A 25,667-nucleotide genomic window follows, 5' to 3' on the forward strand; every position below is an offset into this window, starting at 1 on the left:
GTCACGGCACCGTGACCTCAGGCCGGGTGACCCGCGCGGAGCATCCGTTCACGGAGTGCGTCGTAGATAGGTGGACTGCGTAGTAGTGACGCGACGATCACCGCCGCGGCGCCGGCCGCGAGGAGGGGGACGGTCACGCTCGTGATGGTCGTCATCTCGATGACCAACACGATGCCGGTGAACGGTGCCCTGACCACCGAGGCGAACAGGCTCGACATGCCGACGAGCACCAGCGACAACACCAGCCGCCGCCCCAGATCGTCGGAGAACAGCTCGACGAACCGCGCGAACAGCAGACCGAGCAGTGCGCCGAGTGCCAACATCGGCGCGAAGATGCCGCCCGGGGTACCGACGGAATAGGACAACGGTCCGCCGATGAACCGCACGGCGAGAAAAACGATGAGGCTGAGAAGCGCGAACCGCTGACCGTCGAAGATCTTCTGCGACAGCGCGTCCCCGCCACCAACGAGATCGGGATCGACTTGCATGACCGCGCCGATGACCGCCCCCACAGCGGCGGCTTTCACGACGGCGGGGATACGTGCGAGTGCATCGAACCAGCGCAGCATCGCACGGATGAGCCAGTTGTACGCTACTCCCACCAGGCCGACGAATGCTCCGAACAATACGAACACCGGAAGCAGCGCGAAGCTCGGACGTGCAATCGCCGACACCGCGAAGTCGGGGTGATCGCCGAGGACGAGACGTGAGCACCCCACCGCTGTGGCGACCGAGGCCAGAGTCCAGACCAGAAGTCGGATACGGACGTTCTTCGCGATCTCCTCGAAGACGAACATCGCCGCGCTGATGGGGGCGTTGAAGGCGACGGCGAGACCTGCTCCTGCCAGGACGGTCTGCAGTCCCCGCACCTCGTCGGCGCTCGCACGGAACAGGCGCCCCGCAGCCGCACCGATCGTCGCGCCGATGTGCACCGTCGGTCCTTCGCGGCCGAGCACCATCCCGGCCAGCCCGATCGAGAGCAGACCGCCGACAAAGCGCGCGGGTACCACCCGCAACGGCGGGGGATCGGCTTCGCGGCGCTCGACCGCCTCGACATGTTGGATGCCGCTACCGGCAGCGAGCGGGACCCGGACGGCAATCCACGTCGCACCCGCTGCGGCGGCGGCCGAGACCGCCACCGGCACAAGCCATCCCCACGGTCCGTGTGACGATGTCCAGCCCAGAACGGTTCCCGTGCGCCAGATGTCGATGTGCTCGAGAAGCCAGCGGAACCCACCGCCGACGAATCCGGTGACAGCGCCCGCGGCGGCAGCGATGAGCGTCAGGACGACCAGCGCGCGCACGTCGAGCCTTTCCTGCTCGACGCGGTGGAAGCCTGCGTGGTCGGAGTGACTCACGAAGCGTTGCGGAAGACTTTCACCGCGGCCGCGATGAGGGGAATCTGCAGCGGCAGACGGCCGATCGCGATGGCCTTGTACACCGCGGGCTTGTGCCACCACATCCGGACCATGTTCACGTTCGCCGGATAGACCGCCACGAACAGTGCCGCCGCCGACGCCGCGGCGGGTCGTCGGGTCTGCGGAACGAGCAGTCCCGCGCCGATGCCGAGTTCTGCGACCCCCGACGCGTAGGTCAGTGCGCGGGCGTCGGTCCCCAGCGCATCGCTGATCTCGGGTGGGACTATCTCGTCGAACGGCTTGGGGACGGCGAAGTGCAGCGCACCCATTCCGAGCAGCATGCCGCCCAGCACGCGGGCCAGACGGTTCGTCGAAGCGTCTGGCGTCATGTCAGAACTCGATTCGTAGTCGGTCGGAGGTCGGGTGCGCCTGACAACCCAGGATGTACCCGTCTTCGATGTCTTCGGGGTCGAGTGCACCGTCGTTGTCCATCTCGACCGTTCCCTCGGTCAATGTACATGCGCACGAACCGCACTCGCCCTCCTGGCACGAATACGGCGCATCGAGTCCCGCTTCGAGCATGATGTCGATCAGCGAACGACTACGCGGCCATGCGAGTTCGTGGGTCTCGCCGTCGAGTTCGACCTCGACCACCGCTGCGGCCGCTTTCTCGTCGTCGGAGACCTCGGTCAGTTCGTGATCGGCGAACGGGTCGCCTGACAGCGAGTTGTACACCTCGGTGTGCACGTCGTGGTGGGCGAATCCGGCGGTGTCGAGCGCCCTGTGGACAGCGTCCATGAACGGTCCCGGTCCGCACATGTAGGCGATGCGCCCGACGTAGGGAGAGAAGATCTCGGCCAGGGCGGCGGCGTCCGGTAGGCCCCTGTCGGTTTCGAGCCAGTGGATGACGGTCAGGTTGTCGGCGTTGGCGCGGGAGAGTTCGTCGAGTTCGGCGGCGAAGATGACGTCGTCGGCGCTGCGATTGGCATAGAAGAAGACCACCGGGGCGGTCGAGGACGCGAGGGCCGTCTTGAGGATCGACATCACGGGGGTGACGCCGCTACCGGCGGCGATGAGCAGCATCGGGTTGTCGAGCGTGTGCGGGGTGAACACCCCCGAAGGCGGCAACACTTCGATCTCGGTGCCGGCGGCGAGGTTGTCGCACACCCAATTCGAGCCATATCCGTCGACGGTCCGCTTGACCGTGACCTTGGGGAGTTCGTCGGTCGCTGGAGACGAGGCCAGCGAGTAGCACCGCGCCACCGAGCCCGTCTGGTCGCTGGGGATGCGGAGCGTGAGGAACTGACCCGGCTTGTAGTCGGTGAAGGCATCCTTGTGCTCATCGGGGATCTCGAACACGATCGAGCGTGCGTCGGCGGTCTCGTCTATCACGTCGGCCACGGTCAGGATCACACTGCGTGATCCGTGCGGGGTCAGTTCTGCCATCTCGCGGACTCTCCTGCGTACCTGTCGTCCTCAAAACGAGAACACGTTCTAATTCAGCCTAGCGTAGCTGATCGGCCCAGGGTATCGACTAGGTCGTCCGACGGCCGGGCGAGGTCACGTCAGATGCCGGAGTGGTTCTTTTGAGCCGCTGTTCGGAACTGCTCGTTCAGCCCGCTCGGAACTGCTCGTTCGTCCACTCAGCGCGCGAAGGCGCTACGCAGGAAATCGTCCCACGCCGCCCACTGCGCGGAATTCATCTGGGTGTGGCTGCCCGTGCCGAGAACGGTCCGATGGTCCACGCCGTTCGCGGTGAAGTCCGCCTCGAGCTTCGCGTGCAGCGGGGAGGGCACGGTGAGGTCGCCCGCGTTGACGAGCAACAGGGTCGGTCTGGTGTACCCGGACGTGGGCACCGCCATGTACCGCTCGAGGGAGGCCCGCAGCGCAGGTGATCCGAGCGGCTTGGCGAGCAGGCTTCCGAACGCCGTCCCGGCAGGGACCGTGGGGGCCGGGCAGCCCTTCCCCACGGTGTCCACGAGACGCCGACCGTAGGGCGAGAGGTAGCTGTCGACATCGACTGTCGGGTCCGCAACCCGGTTGCCCGCGAGCACCGCGAGCAGATAGCCGTAGGCCTTCTCCAGGACTGCTGGAGCAGGCGGGACGTACGGCCCGAGCAAGCCCATCACCTCCTCGACGTCGGATTCGGGGTCGACTGCGATCGCTCCCCGGAAGTCCGTTGGCCCGCCGTACCTGCTCTGCAGGTGTGCGGTCGCGAGTGCGGCGTGCCCGCCCTGCGACGGACCGGCAACCACCCACTTGTCGGCCAGACGCGGTTCGACGGTGCGCGCCGCGTGCAGCAGATCGATGGTGGCAGCGCCCTCGCTGTCGACGTTCAGATACGGATGGACGCCGGTGTCGAACCGTCCGAGCCCCACGTAGTCGGGTGCGACGACCGCGTACCCGGACGCCAGGAGGCGTGCGACGAACCTGTCCGACTTGGCATCCGGGGCGCTCTGGCCGCCGCAGCCCGGTCCGTACCCGGACGTGCCGTGTGTGTAGGCGACCACGGGCCAGCCTCCTGCGGGCGGCCGTCCGGCGGGAAGGAGTAGGCCACCGCTAGCAGGCACCCGCTGTCCGTCGGCGCCACGTGTCCAGTAGTCGATCGCGATCCCGTGAGCGGCACCACGCCAGCCGTCGGGGCGGGCCTGGGTGTCGATGACCGACCCGGCGGAGCTGGACCGGCTTGCGGTCGGCGCAGCATGAGTCGGTGTCGCCTGCGCGAGCGGCGCTGTAAGCGCGAGGCTTACCGCAGCGGCTACCGCGGCGATCGCCGCTCTGGTGGATACGGCGACGCTCACGGTGTGGACCTCCGAGGAAATCTGATGTTGATGGTCGGGCAACCGCAGCATACGAGTCGGCCGCCATCGGGCATGTGCGATTGGGGTGAAGACCCAGCTCACCCGAGAGCGCGCAGGCCGTCGGTGAGTGTCGCGCACCCGGACACGATCAGCGCGGTCAGATCGGCTTCGGGATCAGCCAACCACTGCTCGTAGGCGGCGAGGGTGGCGCCCAGACACATCCAGCCGATGGTCTGGGGAATGTGGTCGCCGACGTCGAGTGTGAGTCTGCGCGCACAGAATTCTGCGACCACCTGACGCCACTCGGCATACATCAGCATCGAATATGCTTGCAACGCAGGCACTCCCAGAAGCAGTGTCATGCGACGACGATGGTGATCGAGGTAGGCGTCGTCGACCGCGTTGAACGACACGAGCGCGTCGGTCAACGCCTGCGCGATCGGCAGTTCCGGGGGGATTCCGGCCAGCAGCATGCGCATGTCGTCGAGGTGTGAGTCGAAGTCTCCCCAGCAGATGGCGTTCTTCGACGGGTAGTAGCGGAACAAGGTGCGCCTGGCGATGCCCGCGGCGTCGGCGATGTCGTCGACACTGGTGTTCTCGAAGCCCGACTCGGTGAACATGTCGATCGCGATCTCGCTGATCTCGTCGCGCGTCGTGATCGGCCTGCGGCCCGGTGTCGCCGCGGGCCTGCGGCGTGGTGTCGGCGAGGGCCTTCGGCGTGGTGTCGTCGGGGGCCTTCGGCCCGGTGCGTTCGGGGGCTCCGGGGCCGTCGAGGTGGTGGGGTCCGAAGGGTTCATCCTCACCTGTCCGTCTGGATAGTTTCCGCTGTGGGCTGTTTTCATGCACCCGGTGCCATTATAGTGTTGCGTGATCCACTTCACTTCACCAACACAAGGAGGTTTGGATCATGGCAGATCAGTCAGCCAAGTCTGTGCAGGACGCGACGGCGACCACCGGGATTCCGGCGGACACCGATGCCGAGCTCGTGGGCGAATCGCTTGTCGAAGAGGTCTCGATCGACGGGATGTGCGGGGTCTACTGATGTCCGCACCGACATCGCATGAGGTCACCGGGGGTCGCGACGCGGCCACCGGTGACCCGGCCGCATCCGCCACCACCGGCCGACCTGCAGCGACCTTCGACGCCGCGGAGGCCTGGCAGCTCAACCCGAAGGTCGCGTTACGCCCAGAACCCTTCGGCGCGTTGCTTTATCACTTCGGGACGCGCAAGCTCTCGTTCCTCAAGAACCTCACGGTGGTCGGCATCGTCGAATCCCTGCGCGATCACGACAGCGCCGACGACGCCCTCGCGGCAGCGGGTATCGACGCGGCCCAGCGTCCGCTCTATGTGCAGGCGCTCGACGCTCTCGCCGCGTCGGAGATGATCTGTCGTCGCGCGGCCTGAGGCGACCTGAGCCTCGGAAGAAGTCAGCCCCTCGCGGCCGTACGTCCGCGTAAGCTCCCACGTCCACAGCAAGCTTCTCCACAGCAAGCGCCAAGGAGTATCCATGACCACTCTCGAGTTGCCGCCAACCGCAACCGAACTCGCCACGACGTCCGCACTGGCGACGTCTGCCGCGCCGCCCAAGGTCGGGCGCCTCGTCGACCAGTTCGAGAAGGGCCTCGACGCCCCTATCTGCCTCACCTGGGAGCTGACGTACGCGTGCAATCTGGCGTGTGTGCACTGCCTGTCGTCGTCCGGCAAGCGCGATCCGCGTGAGCTCTCGACCGAGCAGTGCAAGGCGATCATCGACGAGCTGCAGCGCATGCAGGTGTTCTACGTCAACATCGGCGGCGGCGAACCGACTGTGCGACCCGACTTCTGGGAACTCGTCGACTACGCGACGAGCCATCAGGTGGGAGTGAAGTTCTCCACCAACGGCCTGCGCATCGACAAGTCGGTCGCGCAGCGCCTCGCGGCGTCGGACTATGTCGACGTCCAGATCTCTCTCGACGGAGCCACCGCGGAGGTCAACGACGCCGTGCGCGGACCCGGTTCGTTCGACATGGCCGTGCGGGCGCTGGAGAACCTCGCCGAGGCGGGATTCCGCGACGCCAAGATCAGCGTGGTGATGACCCGTCAGAATGTCGCGCAGCTCGACGAATTCAAAGCGCTGGCCGACCGGTACGGTGCCACGTTGAGGATCACCCGGTTGCGTCCGTCCGGCCGCGGCGCCGACGTCTGGGACGACCTGCATCCGCTTCCCTCGCAGCAGCGCGAGCTCTACGAATGGCTTGTGGCACACGGTGAGAACGTGCTCACCGGCGACTCCTTCTTCCACCTCTCGGCGTTCGGATCGGGCAACGGGGGAGGGCTCCCGGGTCTCAACCTGTGCGGTGCGGGCCGTGTCGTGTGCCTCATCGATCCCGTCGGCGACGTCTACGCATGCCCGTTCGCGATCCACGAGAACTTCCTCGCGGGCAACATCGTGTCCGACGGTGGTTTCTCCGAGATCTGGCAGAACTCCGAGCTGTTCACCGAACTGCGTGAGCCGCAGAACGCCGGAGCGTGTACCAAGTGCGCCCACTTCGATGCCTGCCGCGGAGGCTGCATGGCGGCCAAGTTCTTCACCGGACTACCGCTTGCGGGACCCGACCCCGAATGCGTGCAGGGCTTCGGCGAGGAGCTGCTTGCCGGTGAACGGTCCAAACCCACAGCGAACAAGGATCATTCGCGCGGCACACCCCTCACACTCATGACGCGCAGGCCAGACGGCGATCTCGCGCCGGTCGGCGGCCCGCCGTCGAAGAACTGCGACGAGAATCCGCTCGCAGGCTTCGCGCTGTAACAACCCACACGAGCACGCACACCGCCCGGTCCGACACCGGGCTCGTCCGAACGTGCCCGCGGCAGAATGAAATAGGTAGGAACACACCATGGTCACCAATCCCTGGGCGCGCAACCCCTGGTTCGAGACCGTCCACGAGGCGCAGCGTCGAGCGAAAAAGCGTCTACCCAAGTCGGTCTATTCGTCGTTGATCGCCGGCACTCAGGGCGGGCACACCACCCGCGACAACGTCGAGGCGTTCGACGAGATCGAGTACACGCCGCACGTCGTGGGAGCGCAGCCCGACCGTGAACTGTCGACCACCGTGATGGGGCAGGATCTGTCATTTCCGGTGATGATCTCGCCGACCGGCGTGCAAGCCGTCGACCCGGACGGCGAGGTCGCGGTGGCGCGGGCCGCTGCCGCTCGCGGAACCGCAATGGGATTGAGCAGCTTCGCATCTCACCCGATCGAAGAGGTCACCGCGGTCAACGACAAGATCTTCTTCCAGATCTACTGGCTCGGTTCCCGCGACGACATCCTCGCCCGCGCGATGCGCGCGAGAGAGGCCGGCGCCAAGGGACTCATCGTGACCACCGACTGGGTGTTCAACATCGGTCGTGACTGGGGGAGCCCGGAGATCCCGGAGAAGGTGGACTTCAAGGCGTTGCTGCGTCTTGCGCCCGAGATCGCCGTCAAGCCGCGATACGCACTCGACTGGATTCAGGACGGGAAGATCATCGTCCCCGACCTCACCGCGCCCAACGTCTCCAAGGGCAAGGGGCAGCCAGGCCCGACATTCTTCGGCGCCTACGGCGAGTGGATGAACACCCCGCCGCCCACCTGGGACGATCTGCAGTGGCTGCGCGAGCAGTGGGGCGGACCGTTCATGGTCAAGGGCGTCACGCGACTCGACGACGCCAAACGGGCCGTCGACATCGGCGCAACCGCGCTCTCGGTGTCCAACCACGGCGGCAACAACCTCGACGGCACCCCGGCCACCATCCGACTGCTTCCGGGTATCGCCGTCGCCGTCGGCGACCAGATCGAGGTGCTCCTCGACGGCGGCATCCGACGCGGCAGCGACGTCGCCAAGGCCGTCGCCCTCGGCGCCCGTGCGGTGATGATCGGCCGCGCGTACCTGTGGGGACTCGCGGCCAACGGTCAGGCGGGCGTCGAGAACGTCCTCGACCTGCTCCGCATGGGCCTCGACGGCGTCGTGATGGGCCTGGGCCACAAGAGCGTTCACGAACTGTCCCGCGACGACCTGATCATCCCCGAAGGCTTCGAGCGGTCGTTCGGCCACGTCTGACCGCCCGCGTGCGGGTGGTCGAGTCGACGCCTCGCGGCGCCGCTGCCGCGGGACCGTCGACTCCTCGGGTCCCGTCCCGTCCGCGCTTTGCGGGCGCGCGGCGCGGGGCGGCGCGCGGGGCCGCGGCTGGGCGCGGGCGGCGCGCGAAAAGTAGGGGAAAGGGTCTTTCCGCGGGTTTTGTGCTCTTCCCCGAGAAACTTCGTGGGGAAGAGCACGAAAGTAGGGGAAGGGCGTGTCGCTCGGGTGCTGCGCCCCGCAGAAACTAGGGGAAGAGCTGCCGCACGGGTGCGGCGCTACGCAGAAATTGGGGGGAGAGTTGCCGCGAGGGTGCTGCGCTCCGCAGAAGCCAGAGGAAGCGCTGCCGCTCGGGTGCTGCGCTCCGCAGAAACCAGGGGAAAGGGTCTTTCCGCGGGTTTCGTGCCCTTCCCCAAGAAGCTTCGCAGGGAAGAGCACAAATGTAGGGGAAGAGTTGCCGAGCGGGCGCTGCGCCCCGCAGGAACTAGGGGAAGCGCTGCCGCTCGGGTGCTGCGCTCCGCAGAAACCAGGGGAAAGGATTCTTCCGCGGGTTTCGTGCCCTTCCCCAAGAAACTTCGCAGGGAAGAGCATGAAAGTAGGGGAAGAGTATCCATCCCCCAATTCCAGCGGGTGCCGTTCCGTTCTTCCCGCGAAACTCCCGCGGCGTGACACCGGTGCTGTCGGCGTAAGACCGGGTGCTGTCGGCGGGAGGTCCGGTGCTGTCGGCGTAATTCCTGGTGCCGTCGGCGTAAGACCGGGTGCCGTGGGCGTAATTCCTGGTGCCGTGGGCGGGAGGCCGGGTGCTGTCGGCGTGAGACCGGTGCTGTCGGCGGGAGGCCGGGTGCTGTCGGCGGGAGGCGCGGTGCTGTCGGCGCGCGGCGCGGTGCTGTCGGCGCGAAAACCGCTGCCTCGGCGCGAGACGCGGCGCGCCTCAGACCTTCGAGTTGCCCATGTCGATCTGGAACTGGGCGCCGGTGATGGCGCGGGCGGCGGGGGAGGACAGGTACAGCACGGCATCGCTGATGTCGTCGGTGGAGGCGACGGGGAAATGATCCATCATCGAGATGAAGTACCGCGTGTACTCGCCCATCTCGAAGATCCTCATCGCCGAGGTGTCGGCGACGCCCATCGGGGTGTCCACCGCGTACGGATGCACCGAGTTGACGCGAATGTTCTTGGGCGCGAGCTCTTTCGACGTGGTCTGCGCAAGCCCGGTCAACGCGTACTTCGACGCGGAGTACGCGGCCTGCATCGGCATCGCCTTGAGGCCCGCGACCGACGAGACGACCACGATCGACCGGTTGTCTGCCTCGGTCTCCAGCAGCGCGGGAATGGTGGCGCGCAGTGTCTTCCACGTCCCGGTCACGTTGACGTCGAGCACATCGGTGAACTGTTGCTCGGGCAGTTCCCACGTGAATCCCCACGACAGAATGCCGGCGTTGGCGACGACGTGGTCGAGCCGACCGAACTGTTCGACGCCGTCGGCGACGAGCTGCTCCTGGAAGGCCAGATCGCGGGTATCGCCCTGTCGCGCAAGGATCTTGCCGCCGACCTCTTCGACGAGTCGTACTGTCTCGGCCAGGTCCGCCTCGGTCGAGGACGGATAGGTGATGTAGTCGGCGACGGTGTCGGCGATGTCGAGGCCGATGATGGACGCGCCCTCACGCGCGAAACGGATGGCATGATTGCGGCCCTGGCCGCGTGCGATACCCGTGATGTACACGACCGTGCCGTCGAACTGTCCCATGAGCAGAACTGTAACACGTTCTAGTTGTCGTGCGGGTCAGATGATCCGGGCCCCTGCCGGTTCACGCCCGGACCCGCCGACGAGGCCAGCAGGACCGGGGGCTGTCGAGCCCGACGCGACCTCAGTCGGTCCAGACCGTCGCGGCCTCGACAGCCTCGCGGTCCGGGCCCCGCGGCGTCGACGGTGTTGTCCGGGAGAACCGCGGAGCCACCTGTGCCTGGCGCACGTCATCGATCTCGACGAGGTTTGCGCGAGCAGCCATGTGCGGATCGTCGGGGGCTTCGGCGAAGGTGAGGACCGGCGAGACACAGGCGTCGGTTCCCTCGAAGACTTTCGCCCACTCGTCGCGGGTGCGGGATGCGAACGTCTCGGTGAAGATCTCCTTCAGCCGGGGCCAGCTCGAGACGTCGTTCTGATCGGGAAGATCGGCGTCCGTCAGGCCAAGGCCGCGCAGCATCTCCGCGTAGAACTGCGGTTCGATCGCCCCGACGGCCATGTATCGACCGTCCGACGTCTCGTAGACCTCGTAGTAGGGCGCACCGGTGTCGAGCATGTTCGTACCGTGTTCGTCACGCCACAACCCGGTCCCGCGGAAAGCCCAGATCATCTGTCCCAGAACCGAAGCACCGTCGACCATCGCAGCGTCGACGACCTGCCCGCGGCCCGACGACGCGCGCTCGACGAGCGCCGCGAGGACACCCATCACCAAGAACATCGACCCACCACCGAAGTCGCCGACGAGGTTCATCGGCGGCACCGGGCGTTCGCCTGCTCGCCCGATCGCGTGCAGCATGCCCGTCAGCGAGATGTAGTTGATGTCGTGGCCTGCCTGCCGCGCACGCGGACCGTCCTGACCCCAACCCGTCATGCGCCCATAGACGAGGCGCTCGTTGACCGACTCCACGTCGGATGGGCCGAACCCCAGACGCTCCATGACACCTGGACGGAAACCCTCGAGGAGAACATCGGCCTTTCCGATGAGCCGTAGGATCTCCTCCCGATCGGCGGGGTCCTTGAGATCGGCCTCGACGACACGCCGCCCACGCAGGAGTGCGTCGGCGTTGCGCGCCGGATCAGACAGCTGCCCCGGACGCTGGATGCGAATGACATCCGCGCCCAGGTCGGCCAGCATCATCGCCGCATGCGGGCCCGGCCCGATACCCGCGAACTCGACGACACGTATGCCGTTGAGCGGACCACCCGTACCAATGTTTTTCGACGATGCGCCGCCGGTCGACCGGCTGTCCGCGTCGGAGGTCGACGATGCGCTCATGAGGTTCCTCCCGCTCGGTGTGGGGCGCCGCTGTGTGTCGGGCGTCACGATCGCCTCAGCATGCCATACCGAGCGATCGTTCGGCAGGGTCGGGGGTGGTTGTCCGACAGAACCGGGGCGATCGTCCGGCGGACCGGGAATCGACCGTACGGCGGAACCGGGCTGATTGTCGGACAACAGCACGCACGCCGAGCCGACTCTCCGCGCTGTAGGGGGACAAAGTTTCCGGCGGCGGTTACCTCCGAGGCTTCACATCGGTAAAGTCGACCCAATGACGCGTCCGGCGACTTTGAGTTCGTGCACTTGGCCGGAACTGGACGAGTCCGCCACCACGCTCCTGGTCGCAGTCGGTTCCCTCGAACAGCACGGGCCGCACCTGCCACTCGACACCGACACGCGCATTGCGAGCGCCGTGGTCACCCGCATTCGTACAGACCTCGCCGATCGGTCGACCCTCGTCGCGCCGCCACTGGCTTACGGTGCCAGCGGCGAGCACGAAGGTTTCCCCGGCACCATCTCGCTCGGGCACGACGCGCTACGCGGCGTCCTGGTGGAGTACGGGCGCAGTGCCTGCCGGTGGGCGCAGCGCGTCGTCTTCGTCAACGGCCACGGCGGTAACGCGACGACGCTGGTCGACGCTGTCAGGTTGCTTCGCTACGAAGGTCGCGACGTCGCGTGGTGTCCCTGCGCGTTCGTCGGCGCCGACGCGCATGCCGGTTCGACGGAAACGTCGGTGCTGCTACATCTTTCGCCCGAGTCGGTGCGCCAGGACAGCGTCGAGGTCGGAAATCGTGCGCCCATCGCGACACTGCTGCCGACGATGCGCGACGGGGGAGTTGCCGCAGTGAGCGTCAACGGCGTACTCGGTGATCCGACGACGGCATCGGCGAGGGACGGGGCAGTGCTGGTCGAGCACCTGGTGAGCACTCTGAGCGCCGCGATCCGGCGATGGGATGTCGCCGAGGACGGACGGCTGCGATGAACGCCCCCACAGACGCGCCACCGGCGCCGACGCCGACCAGTGGATTGCCCAACGGCTTCCAGGTGCAGATCGACATGCGCTGTGCGCGGCACGGTGATCTGCGTTTCCTCGTCGGCGGGTCACCCACCCGCATGATGCGCCTGTCCGACGCGGCGTTGGGGATGACATCGGCCGACGGCCGGATCGAGGTGTGCGACGGTCCCACCCGCGCGCTGGCCCGACGGCTCCTCGATGCGGGAATGGCCAATCCGCGCCCCATGCACGGACCGTCCACCGACGACGTCACCATCGTTGTTCCCGTGCGCGACAACCAATCCGGCGTCGACAGACTCCTGTCTGCAACGCAGGGCGTCAAGACGATCGTGGTTGACGACGGCTCGTCGACACCGATCGTCGCCAACGGACCGCAGGTACGTGTGCTGCGTTTCGAGCAGAACCGTGGCCCCGCCGCCGCACGGAACGCGGGAGCGGCGGCGGCCGACACCGAGTTCGTCGCGTTTCTCGACTCCGACGTGGTGCCCAACAGTGACTGGTTGATGATGCTGCTCGGTCACTTCTCGGATCCACTTGTCGCCATCGCGGCACCGCGCATCGTTGGATTGGCCCGCGACGCCGAGCAGCCCGATGACCACAAACGATCGCTCGCCGAGCGCTACGAGAACGGACACTCGTCGCTCGACATGGGCCCCAGCGAAGCCGGCGTTGTGCCGGGAACGCCGATCGCCTATGTCCCCAGTGCGGCAATGTTGGTACGCACCAGCGCATTCGAGGGATTCGACGAATCGCTGCGAGTTGCCGAGGACGTCGACCTGTGCTGGCGGACTCATGAGAAGGGCTGGCGCATTCGCTACGACCCGATCGCCACGGTCGCGCACGATCACCGCACCACGATGCGCACCGTGCTGAATCGTCGACGGTTCTACGGGACCGGTGCGGCGTTCCTCGCGGAGCGGCACGGGGACTCCGTGGCGCCGGTCGTGATGTCGATGTCGATGGCAGCTGCCGTAGCCGCCCTTCTGACGCATACCAGAATCGGCCTGGCCCTGGCCGCGGTCATCCTGCTCCGCGTCGGCCATCGACTCCGAACACGTCTGGGAGAGTTACCCGAAGCAACGCGCGTGTCGGCACAGATGACTTCTCGCGCGACCTTCTTCGGGCTGTTACAGGCCGCAGGCGCCGTGTGTCGCCATTACTGGCCGGTGGCTTTACTGCTCGCTCTCGTCTCGCCGCGGTTCCGACGCATCGTCGTGGAGATCGCGGTCGCAGAAGGTCTGGTCGAGTGGATCCGTTCCGTCGCGGCAGAGCCTGCGGTCGCACCGACCATGGGGCCCTTCGGTTACCTGCTGTGCCGACGACTCGACGATCTCGCCTACGGCGCAGGCCTGTGGCAAGGGGTGCTCGTGCATCGCGATGTCGCGGCATTGCGTCCGGTCCTGACGCCGTAAGCGTTCGAACTCGCGGTCATCGTGGTGTACCCGACCGAAGGTGGTGATGCTCCCGACGTCGTGATCGTCGGTGCGGGTAGTGCGGGATCGGTCCTCGCCGAGCGGCTGTCGCGTCACGATCAGCGGTCGGTGCTCGTGCTCGAGCAGGGGCCGGACGACTGGCCGGACGCCGAAGCCCTCGATCTGCGGAGGCTACCGATCTCCGAGGACGAGCCGTTCGTGACCCACCACGGTGGATCGCCGGATCTGTCGATCGTTCGCGGACGCGGACTCGGCGGGTCCGCGACCGTGAACGGCGCCTACTTCATGCGGTGGCACCGCGACGACTTCGATACCTGGCAGGGGACGTGGACCGCTGACGCCATCGACGAGGCCTACACCGAGCTCGACGCGACGATGGCGGTCCATCCCTACACTGACGGCGAGCTCGCCCCGACCGCGCGCGCGTTCGAACGGTACTGGGGAGCGCGTTGTCCCACCCGGCCGCTCGATGAGAAGTGGCCGGTCGTCGGAGTCAATCGAGTGCGTTCCAACAGCCTCGACGGTGCTCGCCGTACCTCCGCCGAGGCGTACCTGCGTCCGCATCTGACCCGACCGAACCTCCGGGTCCGCACCGGTGCACGGGTCGATCGACTACTCATGGCCGGCGGTGATGCACTCGGGGTGGTGTGCGACGGTCGGGAGATACACGCAGGGGAGGTCATTCTGTGCGCCGGGACGCTCGGCACCGCGCGAGTGCTGATACGGTCCGGGATCGGCGGTGCGCAGTTGCAGGTGCACGAGCACCGAGAGGTGCTGGTCGGGTACCGCCTGCGTGAGCAGTACCGACGGGGTCCGCTCCTGCCGACGGTGGTCCACACCGCCGACGGTCTCGAAATCCGTTGCTACCGCGATGATTTTGCGCGGTATGTCAGCGGTATGGCCCTGTCGGGGCCCGCTGTCGGAATCGCCGCGATGCGTCCCGGCGCGTCGGGAGACGTGTACCTCCACGGTGACGCGGTCGGCATCCGACTCGGTCCGCCCGCCGCCGACGTGCGTGAGCGACTGACGCGCAGCGCGCGAGACGTGGTCGCGATGTTGACCTCGTCGGTGTTCGGTGCACTCGTCGATGCCGAATCGATCCGGGTCGACCCTGTCCTGCGGACCTCCCAGCATGCCTGGGGCTCGATGCCGATGGGCGACCGGACGGACTGGCTCGGTGGTGTCCACGGCGTGCGACACCTGCGGATCGTCGATGGCTCCATTCTTCCGACCGCGGGCCGCAGCGGACCGCACGCCACGACGATGATGGTCGCTGCCGTGATCGGCGACGCGCTCGCGACCCGCTGACCGCGGTTCTCGAGAGGTCCGCGGCCACTCTGCCACGCCACCGAGGTCCGTTTATCGTCTCGATCGCCAGGCACAAGCCCGGAACGCGCCCAGGACAGTCAAACATGGGATGTTAGGATGTACCCATGTCCGATGTCATCGAGCGTCCCAGGCGGACCAGCGAACTCGTCGTGGAGCGGATGGAGAGGCTCATCCGCGACGGCGAGTGGCCGGTGGGCACCTGTATCCCGGCCGAACCGCAACTGGTGAAGCATTTCGGAGTGGGGCGCAACACGATTCGCGAGGCGGTGCGAGCTCTCGAACACTCGGGAATGCTCGTCCCGCGCCGCGGTGACGGTACCTACGTGCGTAGCGCCAACACATTCGCCGCCGCGATGACCCGCATGGCGACGTCGGAAATGCTGGAGTTGCTGCAAGTGCGGCGGGCGTTGGAATCAGAGGCGGCCGCAGGCGCGGCACGAGACGCCACCGCGGACGCGAAGCGCACCCTGCGGGACGCGCTCGACCGTGCGGAGGCCATCCTCGCGACCGGTGACATCGACGCGTACGCCGATGCCGACATCGACTTCCATACCGAACTCGTTGCGGCGTCGGGGAATCCGCTGTTGATCGAGATCTACTCCGGCGTCCTCGAAGTGATGCATCGCACCCACGCCGACATCGCGGAGTTGTCGATCTCGGCCAACATGCATCCGGCTGGGCACCGCGACGTGGTCGCCGCGATCGATGTGGGCGACGAGCAGGCGGCGCGTGCAGCCGTCGTCGACTACCTCGCCGAGGCGGAAGGGAGTGTGCGTCGGTGAGCGGAACATCGGGCGCCGCATCGTCGACACAGGCGCCGTCGACACACGCGCCGTCGACGACCCCCGAGACCCCGACCGAGCATTCTCTTCGTCGCAATCCCGGCGAATTACGGGGTGTGGCAGCGATTCTCGCTGCTGTCGGGATCATGCTGGTCGCCGCCAACCTGCGTCCACCCGTCGTCTCCGTTGCGCCGTTGATCGACGTCATCCGCGATGATCTCGGATTCTCCAGTGCCACAGCGGGGTTGCTGACCACGCTTCCGGTGCTGTTCTTCGGACTCACCGCCCCGATCGCGCCGCGGCTTGCGGCGAGGTGGGGGATCGAGCGGACGATCTTCGCCTCACTGATCGTCCTGGTGGCCGGAATCCTGTTGCGTCTCATCCCCTCTGTGGCCACTCTCTTCCTCGGGTCAGCGGTCCTCGGAGCCGCGATCGGTGTGTGCAACGTGGTGTTGCCCGCCTTGATCAAGCGCGATTTCGCGCATCGGTCGGGTCTGATGACAGGTCTGTACTCGATGACCCTGTCGGGCGGGGCCGCGGTCACCGCCGCGGTCATGGTGCCGTTGGACACGGCGCTCAACGAGAACTGGCGTATGTCACTGGCGATGTGGGCGCTGCTGGCGATCGTCGCCATCGTCGTCTGGCTTCCGCAACTGCGCCGGGTGCACACCGTCGCGGTGGGTCCGCGGGCTCCCGGGCTCTGGCGTGATCCGATCGCCTGGGCGATCACCGTCTACATGGCTGCCCAGTCGTTCATCTTCTACACGTTCAGTGCGTGGCTCCCGCAGTACCTGATCGACCACGGTAGTTCTGCCGCGAGTGCCGGGACCGTGTTGGCGATCGGCCAGGTCGTCGCACTGATTATGTCGTTGGTCGCCCCGATCATCGCGGGGCGCTTCGCTGATCAGCGTCTGGTGACACTCGGATTCCTGGCCATCTGCGCGGCAGGTTTCGTCGGGCTCGTCTTCACCGACCATGCGACGGTCTTGTGGGTGTGCATGGTGATGCTCGGACCGGGTGCGGCCATCAGCCTGGCCCTGTTGTTCATGGTGCTGCGCAGTTCGTCTGCCACCCAGACCGGCCAGGTGTCAGGCATGTCGCAGTCGGTTGGGTACATCCTCGCCGCGGCCGGTCCCATCGCGATCGGGTGGATTCACGACGCCACCGGATCGTGGTCGATTGCTTTCGGCATCCTGGCGCTGGCCGTGATCCCTCAGGGGCTTGCCACGCTGCTCGCCGCCAAGAACGTGCGGATGCCCAGTCACCTCGACTGATCGAGCGTCGCGGCACTCGATCAGTCGAGGAGATCATCGGTGTGTGACCCCGACCGCGTCGGCAATTGCCCGGGGCAGAAGGGCAGCGACGCGGGGCCGTAGACTGGCGAGGACGTCAGACCGGCGAAAAGTCGTGCTCGCTGGTGCTCGGCGGGCTAGGAGGAAGTGATGACCGCCGTGGACAGTGCACCGCGGGCCACCGCGGCACGCAGTCGCCCGACCATGATCTTCGGAGCGGCTTTCGCGGTCGCCCTGATCGGCATCGTGATCTATGCGCTCGTCAGCGGCGACGCTCGCCACCTCGAGAGCGGCGACCCGTTCCCCGGTACCCTCACCGCGGCCGCTGACGTCGTCGGATACTTCCTCGGTTTCCTTGCCGCCGCGCTGACAATGGGTGGACTGGTCTTCGTGATCACCGCGTCACACCCGGACGATCACGGCACGATCGACGTGACCGGGTATCGCACACATCTGATGATCGGTCGACTCTCCGTGGCCTGGGCCGTGTTGTCGTGGTTGATGGTTGCCGTGGCGGCAGCAGACGCGTCGGGGACGACTCCGTGGCGGCTGGTGACCGAGGGATATCTCGGGCAGGGGATCGGAGTCAGCGAGACCGCGGTCGCATGGATCGTGATGGCCGTCTGCGCCACCGTGATCGCCGTACTGATCAGGTGCTCGCTCGGGTGGATGATGCACGTCGTCCTGCTGATTCCGTCGGTGATCGCGATGGTCGCACTACCCATGGCGAGCAACGCGGGCCAGGGACCCAATCACGACTACAACACGAGTCTCGGTATCGGATTCTCGCTGGCCGTCGGGCTCTCGCTCGGATTCCGGGTGGCGTGGGCGAGCGCGCCGCGTATCGAATCCGACGCCGCGGGCCCCGTGGTCCACCGCCGCAGTGCTCTCATTCTCGTCATCAGCGACGCGGTGGCTGTCGTCTATGCGCTGGGCCTCATCGCATTCCTGTTGCCCGCGCGGTACGCCTTCGACACCGCGTTCGGCATCGCCGCCATCATCCTGCTCGTGCTCCTGGCGGCGACGCTCGGATCGAGTGTGCAGTCCTACCGTGCGGCTCGACGCGGGGACGTCGACGACGAGGCCGGCCGTCGAATCGTGACCGCCGGCGCCGTGCTGATGGTCGGAGCCGTTGCCTGCTGGACGGTGATGGACACCCGTGTCGCGCCAGGACTGCTTGCCCACAAGTTCTCGGCGTGGGACGTGTTCTTGGGATACGAACTGCCCGGAGCACCGACAGCGTGGAAGCTCGCCACCTACTGGCGGTTCGACCTGTTGATCGGCGTTGCAGCGGTCGTGGCGATCGTCGTGTATCTGATCGGTGTGCGTCGACTGCGCCGGCGCGGCGACGAATGGCCCGTCGGCCGCACCATCTCGTGGGTCCTCGGTTGTCTCGTCGTGGTGGTCGTCACGGGATCGGGCGTGCGCGCGTACGGTTCGGCGATGTTCAGCGTGCACATGGCAGAACACATGGCGCTCAACATGTTCGCGCCCGTGCTACTGGTGCTCGGCGCTCCCGCCACCCTGGCGTTACGCGCCCTTTCCGCGGCCCACGGCGATGCGCCTCCCGGCCCGCGCGAGTGGTTGCTGCGGGTGCTGCACTCCAAGGTGACCGCGGTGCTGTCCAACCCGATCGTCGCACTGGCGGTGTTCGTGTTGTCGCTCTACGTCGTCTACTTCACCGGGATCTTCGGGACGCTGACGCGCTACCACTGGGGTCACGTGCTGCTGACCGTGCACTTCATCATCGTCGGCTACCTCTTCTACTGGGTCATCATCGGCATCGACCCCGGACCGCGTCGAATCCCGTTCCTGGCGCGCATCGGACTGTTGTTCGCCGTGATGCCATTCCATGCGTTCTTCGGTATCGCGCTGATGACGATGTCGACAGTGGTCGGCGACAAGTTCTACAGCGAACTGATGCTGCCGTGGGTGACCGACCGCCTCCACGACCAGTGGCTCGGCGGTGCCATCGCCTGGGGTGCCAGCGAGGTCCCCGTCGTACTGGTCGTGGTCGCCATCGTCGCGCAGTGGGCCAAGGTCGACCGCCGCGAGGCGAACCGCGGCGACCGCCACGCCGACACCTACGAGGACACCGAACTCGACGCGTACAACGCCATGCTCGACGAGTTGTCGAAGTCTCGTCGATGAGCAGAACAGAGTCCTCCGGTCGAGTCGGAACGTCGCGCGGCGTGACCGCAGGGGGAGGATGACGACGTGCGGTGTGAGGTGGCGCGGGAGTCGCTGTCGGCGCGCATCGACGGCGAGCGCGAGTCGGTGCCCGCTGCCCGCGTGGACGAGCATCTCGCGCAGTGCCCCGGGTGCGAGCGCTGGTACGCCTCCGCTCGGGGAATGAACTTCGCCGCCGCCGACCTGGCGCCGGACCTCAGCACGACGATCCTCGAGGCGTCACGGACATCGCAGCACCCCCACGGCGGACACCGTCGGTACGAGGTCGGCGTGAGTCGGGTCGCGACCGCGTTACGCGGCGGATCGGTGGCGTGTGCCGTTGCGGTGGTCGTGTTGTGCTTCGGCTACCTGACCGGCTCGGCTCCGCTCTGGTATCCGGTGGTTCAGGGTGTGCTCGCTGTCTGTGCCGTCGGGCTGGCCGTAGCCGCCTCGGTCGACTCGCGGCGTGCCCGAACCGCGCGGGCCGCCGTCGAACCTGCCGCCGTCGAACCTACAACTGCCTCTTCCTCCGACGCTGTTTTGGACCATGACGTCGCCGGTGCCGACGGCCGGGGCGTCGAGGACGATTCGACGTCGGACGTGCTCGACCTCACCGCGCTGCGCGCGCGTCGACACCAGGGCCCGCCGACAGGCGACACCCGGCGCTGACGACGGTCAGGCCCCCATCTGCGGGGTTCGGATCAGCGACGGTTCCCGAAATGCTGCAGCCGCAGGCTGTTGGAGACGACGAACAACGACGACAGCGCCATGGCGGCGCCTGCGATCAGCGGGTTGAGCACACCGGCCGCAGCGATCGGAATGGCCGCGACGTTGTAGCCGAACGCCCAGATCAGGTTGGTCCGGATCGTGCGCTGCGTGGCGCGCGCCAGGCTCAGCGCGGCGGGGGCGGCGCGTAGGTCGTCGCGCACCAACACCACGTCCGCTGCGCCGATCGCGACGTCGGTGCCGCGTCCGATGGCCAGCCCGAGGTCGGCGGTCGCGAGTGCTGGCCCGTCGTTGATGCCGTCGCCGACCATCGCCACCGATCGTCCGGACTCCTGCAGTTCACGGATCGCGTCGACCTTGGCGTCGGGTAGGACCTCGGCGATCACCTCTGTGATGCCCACCTCGTCGGCCACCGCGCGTGCGGCTCCCTCGTTGTCGCCGGTGAGCAGCACCGTGCGCATGCCCGCTGCCTGCAGCGCTGCGATGGCCGGGACAGCGCTCGGCTTGAGGGTGTCTGCGACGGCGATCATCCCGGCGAGTCGGCCGTCGACGGCCACGTAGATCACGGTTTCGCCCCTGGCTTCTGCATCACGTCGACGACGCGCCGTCGCGGCGGGTACGACGACCGAGTGCGACACCCAGCGCGGTGAACCGACCGTGACGCGGTGACCGTCGACCGTTCCGACGACTCCGCGGCCCGGTTCGGCACGGAAGTCGGACACCTCGGGGCGGTGTTCGTCGTCGACAGCGGACACGATCGCCGAGCCGACCGCGTGTTCGGACGCCGATTCGACAGCTGCCGCGAGGGCGAGCAGACGGTCGTCGGGCACCTGCGACTCGTCGTCCGCGGAAACCTGGGTGACTGACAGAGCGCCCTCGGTGACGGTGCCGGTCTTGTCGAAGACGACGGTGTCGATGTACCTCGACGTATCCAGGGCTTGATAGCCCTTCAGGAAGATACCCAGTTGGGCGCCCCGACCCGTCGCCACCATCACGGCGATCGGCGTCGCGAGACCGAGCGCGCACGGACAAGCGATGACGAGCACTGCGAGTCCTGCCGCGACGGCACGGTCGACGGGCCCGCCTGCGAGGAGCCACGCGCCGACGGTGACCACGGCGATCGCGATGACGACGGGGACGAACACACCCGCGACGCGGTCCGCGAGACGCTGGGCGTTGGCCTTGCCGGTCTGGGCTTCCTCGACCAGGCGCATCATGCCCGCGAATGCGGTGTCGGGTCCGACGGCCGCGGCCTCGACGACGAGCCGTCCGTTGAGTGCTGTGGTTCCGCCGATCACCGGCTCGCCCGGTTCGACGTCGACCGGCTTCGATTCGCCGGTCATCGCACTCATGTCGACGGCTGCGGACCCCTCGATGACCAGACCGTCGGTACCGATCGTCTCGCCCGGACGGACGACGAAACGTTGCCCCTCGGAGAGTTCACCGGCGGGGATGCGCATTTCGGTGCCGTCGCGTAGCAGGACCGAGACGTCCTTCGCGCCGAGCGCTGCCAGCGCCCGAAGGGCACCACCCGCCCGTGAGCGGGCGCGCGCTTCGAAGTAGCGGCCGGCGAGGACGAGGACGGTGACGCCTGTCGCGACCTCCAGGTAGATCGAGTCGGCGCTCCAGATCGCCGACCACACGCCCTGCGAGCTGCTCGAACCGGTGTCGGCGGCGAAGAACATCGAATAGAGCGACCATACTGTGGCCGCCAGCACGCCCAGCGTGACCAGTGTTTCCATCGTCGCGTTGCGGGTACGCAGATTCTTGGCGGCGACACGATAGAACGGCCACGCACACCACGTGAGGATCGGTGTCGCGAGTGCGAGGAGAAGCCACTGCCATCCCGTGAACCGTGTGGACGGAACCACTGCGAACACGATCGACAGATCGGCGAGGGGGATGAAGAGGATCAGAGCGACCGCGAGCCGTCGGAAGAGCCGCTTGGCCTCGTCGCCGTCGGTGTCCGGGATGGGTGTCGGGGTGTCGCTGCGGACACTCGCGCCGTATCCCGTCGCGTCGACGACCTCGCACAGCGCGTCGGCACTGACGTCGTCGGCTGCGTCGATGGTCGCCACCCGCGTGGCGTAGTTCACCGACGCCTTGACGCCGTCGACCTTGTTGAGCTTGCGTTCGACCCGGGCCGCGCATGCGCCGCATGACATTCCGGTCACATCGAGCTGGATGCGCTGCGGTCCCGTGTGCTGCGCGGCCTCGCGCTGCCCGGTCCCTGTGCTCGTGGGGGATTCCAGCGTGGTCACATGATCCTCGATCTCTTCGTCCGCGTGGCGCGTCGCAGCGTCGAAGACGATCCCGATGCTTCGGTGAGGGTGTCCTGGGATCGTCTGATCACGATGGTCGCGCACGTACTCCTAAAAGTATGTCGTCCGCGGGTGCCGAATGGTTCCCCGAACTCTCTCGCGGATTCTGACGGGTGCCAGGCGAGGCGGCCGGTGTCAGATGAACGTCTGCCAGTAGTCCCAGAACTCGACCAGGATGGCAGCGATCACGATCGCGTACCAGACCGGCAGCAGTACCCAGAGCCAGCCACGGATCTCGCGCCCGCGGTCACTGTCACCGATGACGCGGTTGATGCTCAGGATGAGGATGATCGGCACGACGACCCATACCACCAGGCAGTACGGGCACAACGCGTGGATCTTGTACAGCGCGGAGTACGCGAGGAAGTTGACGAAGACGAAGCCTGCGAAGCTGCCGAGTGCCAAGCCGAGCCAGTACCAGCGCGGCAATGAGATCCCGGCGACCGCGAGGACGCCTGTGACGATCACCACCGAGAACGCGGCGATTCCGATCAGCGGGTTGGGGAATCCGAACAGCCCTGCCTGCCAACTCTTCATCACCGAACCGCAGGAGATCACCGGGTTGATCGAGCAACTCGGCACGTAGTCCGGGTTCTGCAGCAGGTGGATCTTCTCGATCGTCAGCGTCGCCGCCGCGACGAATCCGATCACACCCAGGATCAGCAGCACCAAACCGGTGGGACGGCCCACACGCACCAGGCCGAGCAGTCCGCTCGACGACGCGTCCACGTCGTCCGGGGACCGGCGTACGGCGGCGTCGGGCGTCTTCTCCGACTTCTGGGCCTCAGCGGTGCCGTCGACTCCGGCGGTGCCCTCTACCGTGTCGGTGTCGGAGTTGGTCGCCGGGTGTGGGGTGTTGTCGGCATGTGTCGTGCTCATGGTGTGTGCCTCGTGTATCGGATGCCGCGGGGGGCGTGGTGCGGTGTTCTCGGGTCTACTGCTTGTTCGCTGCCTCGTTGACCGCGGCGATGAGAGCGTCCGGGGTGCTCAGCTGCACCGGGTTGCCATTGATCTTGATCGTCGGGGTGGCGTTGACACCCGAGTCGAGGGCCTTCTGGGTCGTGTCCTTCACGAAAGCGCTGAACTGCTCGTCGTCGATGCACTGTTTGAGGTTCGTCGCGCCGGCCTGCTTGGCGATGCTGTTGAGTTCGTCGTTCGTGAGGCCTGCGCCGCCCTCTTCGGGCTGCTGCGCATACAGCGCGTTGTGGAACTTCAGCCAGGTGTCGAAGTTGCCATCACCGGCCGTCGACTGTGCGACACATGCGGAGGCGTTGGCCGAGCGTGACGAGTAGTTGGTGGTCGACATGCGATCGAGGAAAGCGATCGGCATGTAGTCGACGGCCACCTTCGGGTTGTTGCGGATCTGCTCCATGGCGTCGCTGAACTGGGTTTCGAAGGCGCGGCATGCGGGACACTGAAAGTCTTCGACCACCGTGAGTGTGACTGGCGGGGTGGTGCCCTTGGGCGCCGTCGTGATGCGGTAGGCGTTGTTGGTGGCCACGGTGACGTCACTCGACGACCCGGTGGCCGACTTGTTGGAGACCAACACCCAGACGCCGATACCGATGGCGAGGGCAACGAGCACCACGGCCGCACCGATCTTCATCAGCAGGGAGCGGCGCTTCTCCGCCGCTCGCGGGTCAACGATCGGCTTACGACGCTTGTCGGCCACGGGTCCCTCACATCTCTCTTCGCTCGTCCTCTGCGGTGACAGGGACCGTCCGGATCATCGCGGTACGAGTGCGATGACACAGCGGGATCACGGCCCGTCGCCGTTCTCAAGGGTACGCAAAGCACCCTGAGAAAAGTCATAAGGCTTTGGTCCCCAGCTGCGTCATGCGCAGGTCAGCTGCTGCGCTCGCCCCGTCTACCGGATCCTGTCGCTCCGATCAGCGCTTCGCGGGCGCGGGCGACGCGTGACCGCACGGTGCCGACCGGGCAACCGGTGACTTCGGCGGCCTCCTGATACGACAAGCCGAGGACCTGCGTCAACACAAGCGCTTCCCGTCGTTCGGCAGGGAGGTCTTCGAGAAGGAGGTTGACTTCGACGACGTCCTCCCACCCGGCCGAGCGGGGCGCGGAACGTCGGGTGTCCGCGGCGTCGATCCAGTCGACGCCGCCGGCGATGCGGGGACGGGACATGGCTCTGCGTACGTCGTCGGCGCAGACGCGGCGCGCGATGGCCAATAGCCATGTGCGAGCGGTCGAATTGCCCGCGAAGCGCGGAAGCGAGCGGATCGCCCGCAGATAGGTCTCCTGTGTGAGGTCATCTGCGAGACGCGGGTCGGCGAGGTGGGCGACGAATCGCCAGACGTCTCGTTGGGTCTCCCGCACGAAGTGTTCCAGCGCGCGACGGTCTCCACGAGCGGCTGCGAAGGCCAGTTCGGTGACCTCGACGTCGTGGTCGGACGACGCGCGGTCGGCGGGGACGGTCATGGACATCACCCTAGCCCCCCGACGACACCGCGTCGTAGACGCGTTAGATAGCTGCGTCGTAGACGCGTGGGATATCTGCGTCGTAGACGCGTGGTGCGGCTGCGTCATGGGCGCGGTGCTGTCACCGCGGGTCGAGTTCGGGCGGCAGGCCGCGGTAGTGCTTGGTGGGCGGTGTGGCGAATTCACCGGAAGCGGTACCCGTCGTCAGGTGCATCGCGGCCATCGCCGACAGCATGCCGACGCCGGCGGCGACGCCGTCGATCACCGGTGCGCCGATCTGCGCGGAGAGTTCGACGGCGAGGTCGGCCATCCCGGCGCACCCGAGGACGATCGCGTCCGAACCGTCTGTGGCGAGTGCTTCGGCGCACGCTTTCGCAAGGATCTCGGCGGTGTCGGGGTTGGTCTCGAGGTCGAGCACCGGTATCTCGCAGGCGTGGATGCCGAGGCATTGTCGGCCGAAGCCGTAGTGCGACACCAGGTCTTGTGCTCTGCCGATGGTTCGTCCCAGCGTCGTCACCACCGAGAAGCCCCGGCCGAGCGGTGCCGCGAGGTGCATCGCCGCCTCGGCTATCCCGAGCACCGGGGCGACGGCGAGTTCGCGGGCGGCGTCGAGTCCCGGGTCACCGAAGCAGGCGAGCAGGTATCCGTCGGCGTCCGGGTTGGCGCTGATCGCTCGGAGGAGTCCGGGGACGGCCATCGCCTCGTCGACGTGGCTCTCGATCGACGAGGGTCCCACCTCGGAGGTGACCGCGATGATCTCGGCGTCGGGCCGTACCACCGAACGTGCGGCCGTCTCGATCACGGCGGTCATCTCCGCGGTCGTGTTGGGATTGATGACGCACAACTTCATCGGTGTGTTGTCTCCCTGGTTTCTGGGTTCCTGATATTTCG

24 protein-coding genes are annotated in these 25,667 nt (G+C 66.9%); 12 read left to right on the top strand and 12 right to left on the bottom strand.

Annotated elements, in window-relative coordinates:
• Positions 1-17 precede the first annotated feature (17 nt).
• The 5 genes from GOOTI_RS00835 to mftR form a co-directional block, all read right to left on the bottom strand.
• A complete protein-coding gene (locus GOOTI_RS00835) occupies positions 18-1,358 on the bottom strand; it encodes a ClC family H(+)/Cl(-) exchange transporter (protein ID WP_007236656.1) in 1,341 nt (446 codons plus the stop codon).
• On the bottom strand, positions 1,355-1,747 hold the full coding sequence (locus GOOTI_RS00840; RefSeq protein WP_007236657.1) for a DoxX family protein: 393 nt from the start codon (positions 1,745-1,747) through the stop codon (positions 1,355-1,357). Before GOOTI_RS00840 ends, GOOTI_RS00835 begins: the two co-directional genes overlap by 4 nt.
• A 1-nt stretch (position 1,748) precedes the next feature.
• The gene (locus GOOTI_RS00845; protein WP_007236658.1) at positions 1,749-2,804 is read right to left on the bottom strand and encodes a ferredoxin--NADP reductase; all 1,056 of its coding nucleotides are present in this window, start codon (positions 2,802-2,804) and stop codon (positions 1,749-1,751) included.
• Positions 2,805-3,001: 197 nt separating this feature from the next.
• A complete protein-coding gene (locus tag GOOTI_RS00850; RefSeq protein ID WP_007236659.1) occupies positions 3,002-4,159 on the bottom strand; it encodes an alpha/beta hydrolase family protein in 1,158 nt (385 codons plus the stop codon).
• 98 nt (positions 4,160-4,257) lie between these two features.
• Positions 4,258-4,818: a mycofactocin system transcriptional regulator MftR gene (gene mftR / locus GOOTI_RS00855; protein ID WP_233425388.1), complete on the bottom strand. Its 561-nt coding sequence runs from the start codon at positions 4,816-4,818 to the stop codon at positions 4,258-4,260.
• Here mftR and GOOTI_RS26575 point away from each other — a divergent pair.
• From GOOTI_RS26575 to mftD, 5 genes are all read left to right on the top strand, one after another.
• Positions 4,778-4,978 carry a hypothetical protein gene (locus GOOTI_RS26575; RefSeq protein WP_039993012.1) on the top strand — a complete coding sequence of 67 codons (201 nt, stop codon included), beginning with the start codon at positions 4,778-4,780 and terminating at the stop codon, positions 4,976-4,978. The two genes, mftR and GOOTI_RS26575, sit on opposite strands and share 41 nt — an antisense overlap.
• 139 nt (positions 4,979-5,117) lie before the next feature.
• Entirely contained in the window at positions 5,118-5,201 is an 84-nt protein-coding gene (gene mftA / locus GOOTI_RS26580) for a mycofactocin precursor MftA (RefSeq protein ID WP_227923798.1), read from the top strand.
• On the top strand, positions 5,201-5,563 hold the full coding sequence (gene mftB, locus GOOTI_RS00865; RefSeq protein WP_007236662.1) for a mycofactocin biosynthesis chaperone MftB: 363 nt from the start codon (positions 5,201-5,203) through the stop codon (positions 5,561-5,563). Before mftA ends, mftB begins: the two co-directional genes overlap by 1 nt.
• Positions 5,564-5,666: 103 nt before the next feature.
• Positions 5,667-6,947, top strand: coding sequence for a mycofactocin radical SAM maturase (mftC, locus tag GOOTI_RS00870; RefSeq protein ID WP_007236663.1), 1,281 nt, complete (start codon positions 5,667-5,669; stop codon positions 6,945-6,947).
• Positions 6,948-7,035: 88 nt separating this feature from the next.
• Positions 7,036-8,238 (top strand): pre-mycofactocin synthase MftD, encoded by a 1,203-nt coding sequence (mftD, locus tag GOOTI_RS00875; protein WP_007236664.1) that lies wholly within the window; start codon positions 7,036-7,038, stop codon positions 8,236-8,238.
• A gap of 946 nt (positions 8,239-9,184) precedes the next feature.
• On the opposite strand, the gene GOOTI_RS00880 is transcribed toward mftD, so the two are convergent.
• Positions 9,185-10,000 carry a mycofactocin-coupled SDR family oxidoreductase gene (locus tag GOOTI_RS00880; protein WP_007236665.1) on the bottom strand — a complete coding sequence of 272 codons (816 nt, stop codon included), beginning with the start codon at positions 9,998-10,000 and terminating at the stop codon, positions 9,185-9,187.
• A 121-nt stretch (positions 10,001-10,121) separates the two neighbouring features.
• Entirely contained in the window at positions 10,122-11,273 is a 1,152-nt protein-coding gene (locus GOOTI_RS00885; protein WP_007236666.1) for a CaiB/BaiF CoA transferase family protein, read from the bottom strand.
• A gap of 271 nt (positions 11,274-11,544) precedes the next feature.
• On the opposite strand from GOOTI_RS00885, the gene mftE reads away from it, so the two are divergent.
• The 7 genes from mftE (at position 11,545) to GOOTI_RS00920 (ending at position 19,962) form a co-directional block, all read left to right on the top strand.
• Positions 11,545-12,255, top strand: coding sequence for a mycofactocin biosynthesis peptidyl-dipeptidase MftE (gene mftE / locus GOOTI_RS00890; RefSeq protein ID WP_007236667.1), 711 nt, complete (start codon positions 11,545-11,547; stop codon positions 12,253-12,255).
• Positions 12,252-13,700 (top strand): mycofactocin biosynthesis glycosyltransferase MftF, encoded by a 1,449-nt coding sequence (gene mftF, locus GOOTI_RS00895; RefSeq protein WP_007236668.1) that lies wholly within the window; start codon positions 12,252-12,254, stop codon positions 13,698-13,700. Before mftE ends, mftF begins: the two co-directional genes overlap by 4 nt.
• Before the next feature lie 21 nt (positions 13,701-13,721).
• Entirely contained in the window at positions 13,722-15,029 is a 1,308-nt protein-coding gene (mftG, locus tag GOOTI_RS00900; protein ID WP_007236669.1) for a mycofactocin system GMC family oxidoreductase MftG, read from the top strand.
• A gap of 125 nt (positions 15,030-15,154) precedes the next feature.
• Positions 15,155-15,832, top strand: coding sequence for a FadR/GntR family transcriptional regulator (locus tag GOOTI_RS00905; protein ID WP_007236670.1), 678 nt, complete (start codon positions 15,155-15,157; stop codon positions 15,830-15,832).
• Positions 15,829-17,106 carry a CynX/NimT family MFS transporter gene (locus tag GOOTI_RS00910; protein ID WP_007236671.1) on the top strand — a complete coding sequence of 426 codons (1,278 nt, stop codon included), beginning with the start codon at positions 15,829-15,831 and terminating at the stop codon, positions 17,104-17,106. The genes GOOTI_RS00905 and GOOTI_RS00910 overlap by 4 nt, the downstream gene beginning before the upstream one ends.
• Positions 17,107-17,274: 168 nt before the next feature.
• The gene (locus tag GOOTI_RS00915) at positions 17,275-19,275 is read left to right on the top strand and encodes a cytochrome c oxidase assembly protein (RefSeq protein ID WP_007236672.1); all 2,001 of its coding nucleotides are present in this window, start codon (positions 17,275-17,277) and stop codon (positions 19,273-19,275) included.
• 66 nt (positions 19,276-19,341) lie between these two features.
• On the top strand, positions 19,342-19,962 hold the full coding sequence (locus GOOTI_RS00920) for a zf-HC2 domain-containing protein (RefSeq protein ID WP_007236673.1): 621 nt from the start codon (positions 19,342-19,344) through the stop codon (positions 19,960-19,962).
• Between the two features lie 32 nt (positions 19,963-19,994).
• On the opposite strand, the gene GOOTI_RS00925 is transcribed toward GOOTI_RS00920, so the two are convergent.
• The 5 genes from GOOTI_RS00925 to GOOTI_RS00945 form a co-directional block, all read right to left on the bottom strand.
• Positions 19,995-22,271 carry a heavy metal translocating P-type ATPase gene (locus GOOTI_RS00925; protein WP_051997824.1) on the bottom strand — a complete coding sequence of 759 codons (2,277 nt, stop codon included), beginning with the start codon at positions 22,269-22,271 and terminating at the stop codon, positions 19,995-19,997.
• A gap of 204 nt (positions 22,272-22,475) precedes the next feature.
• A complete protein-coding gene (locus tag GOOTI_RS00930) occupies positions 22,476-23,219 on the bottom strand; it encodes a vitamin K epoxide reductase family protein (RefSeq protein ID WP_007236675.1) in 744 nt (247 codons plus the stop codon).
• A gap of 55 nt (positions 23,220-23,274) precedes the next feature.
• On the bottom strand, positions 23,275-24,012 hold the full coding sequence (locus GOOTI_RS00935; RefSeq protein WP_007236676.1) for a DsbA family protein: 738 nt from the start codon (positions 24,010-24,012) through the stop codon (positions 23,275-23,277).
• Between the two features lie 173 nt (positions 24,013-24,185).
• Entirely contained in the window at positions 24,186-24,776 is a 591-nt protein-coding gene (gene sigC, locus GOOTI_RS00940; protein WP_007236677.1) for an RNA polymerase sigma factor SigC, read from the bottom strand.
• Positions 24,777-24,897: 121 nt separating this feature from the next.
• Positions 24,898-25,626: an aspartate/glutamate racemase family protein gene (locus GOOTI_RS00945; protein ID WP_007236678.1), complete on the bottom strand. Its 729-nt coding sequence runs from the start codon at positions 25,624-25,626 to the stop codon at positions 24,898-24,900.
• Positions 25,627-25,667: the final 41 nt, after the last annotated feature.

It is taken from the genome of Gordonia otitidis NBRC 100426 (genome assembly GCF_000248075.1).
In the GTDB taxonomy this organism is placed as follows: domain Bacteria; phylum Actinomycetota; class Actinomycetes; order Mycobacteriales; family Mycobacteriaceae; genus Gordonia; species Gordonia otitidis.

Bases quoted from the DNA above. Each gene is read 5' to 3' on its own strand.
- GOOTI_RS00840 (WP_007236657.1), bottom strand. From the start codon at position 1,747: ATGACGCCAGACGCTTCGACGAACCGTCTGGCCCGCGTGCTGGGCGGC.
- GOOTI_RS00845 (WP_007236658.1), bottom strand. From the start codon at position 2,804: ATGGCAGAACTGACCCCGCACGGATCACGCAGTGTGATCCTGACCGTG.
- GOOTI_RS26575 (WP_039993012.1), top strand. From the start codon at position 4,778: ATGTCGATCGCGATCTCGCTGATCTCGTCGCGCGTCGTGATCGGCCTG.
- mftB (WP_007236662.1), top strand. From the start codon at position 5,201: ATGTCCGCACCGACATCGCATGAGGTCACCGGGGGTCGCGACGCGGCC.
- mftC (WP_007236663.1), top strand. From the start codon at position 5,667: ATGACCACTCTCGAGTTGCCGCCAACCGCAACCGAACTCGCCACGACG.
- mftD (WP_007236664.1), top strand. From the start codon at position 7,036: ATGGTCACCAATCCCTGGGCGCGCAACCCCTGGTTCGAGACCGTCCAC.
- GOOTI_RS00880 (WP_007236665.1), bottom strand. From the start codon at position 10,000: ATGGGACAGTTCGACGGCACGGTCGTGTACATCACGGGTATCGCACGC.
- GOOTI_RS00885 (WP_007236666.1), bottom strand. From the start codon at position 11,273: ATGAGCGCATCGTCGACCTCCGACGCGGACAGCCGGTCGACCGGCGGC.
- mftE (WP_007236667.1), top strand. From the start codon at position 11,545: ATGACGCGTCCGGCGACTTTGAGTTCGTGCACTTGGCCGGAACTGGAC.
- mftF (WP_007236668.1), top strand. From the start codon at position 12,252: ATGAACGCCCCCACAGACGCGCCACCGGCGCCGACGCCGACCAGTGGA.
- GOOTI_RS00905 (WP_007236670.1), top strand. From the start codon at position 15,155: ATGTCCGATGTCATCGAGCGTCCCAGGCGGACCAGCGAACTCGTCGTG.
- GOOTI_RS00915 (WP_007236672.1), top strand. From the start codon at position 17,275: ATGACCGCCGTGGACAGTGCACCGCGGGCCACCGCGGCACGCAGTCGC.
- GOOTI_RS00930 (WP_007236675.1), bottom strand. From the start codon at position 23,219: ATGAGCACGACACATGCCGACAACACCCCACACCCGGCGACCAACTCC.
- sigC (WP_007236677.1), bottom strand. From the start codon at position 24,776: ATGACCGTCCCCGCCGACCGCGCGTCGTCCGACCACGACGTCGAGGTC.
- GOOTI_RS00945 (WP_007236678.1), bottom strand. From the start codon at position 25,626: ATGAAGTTGTGCGTCATCAATCCCAACACGACCGCGGAGATGACCGCC.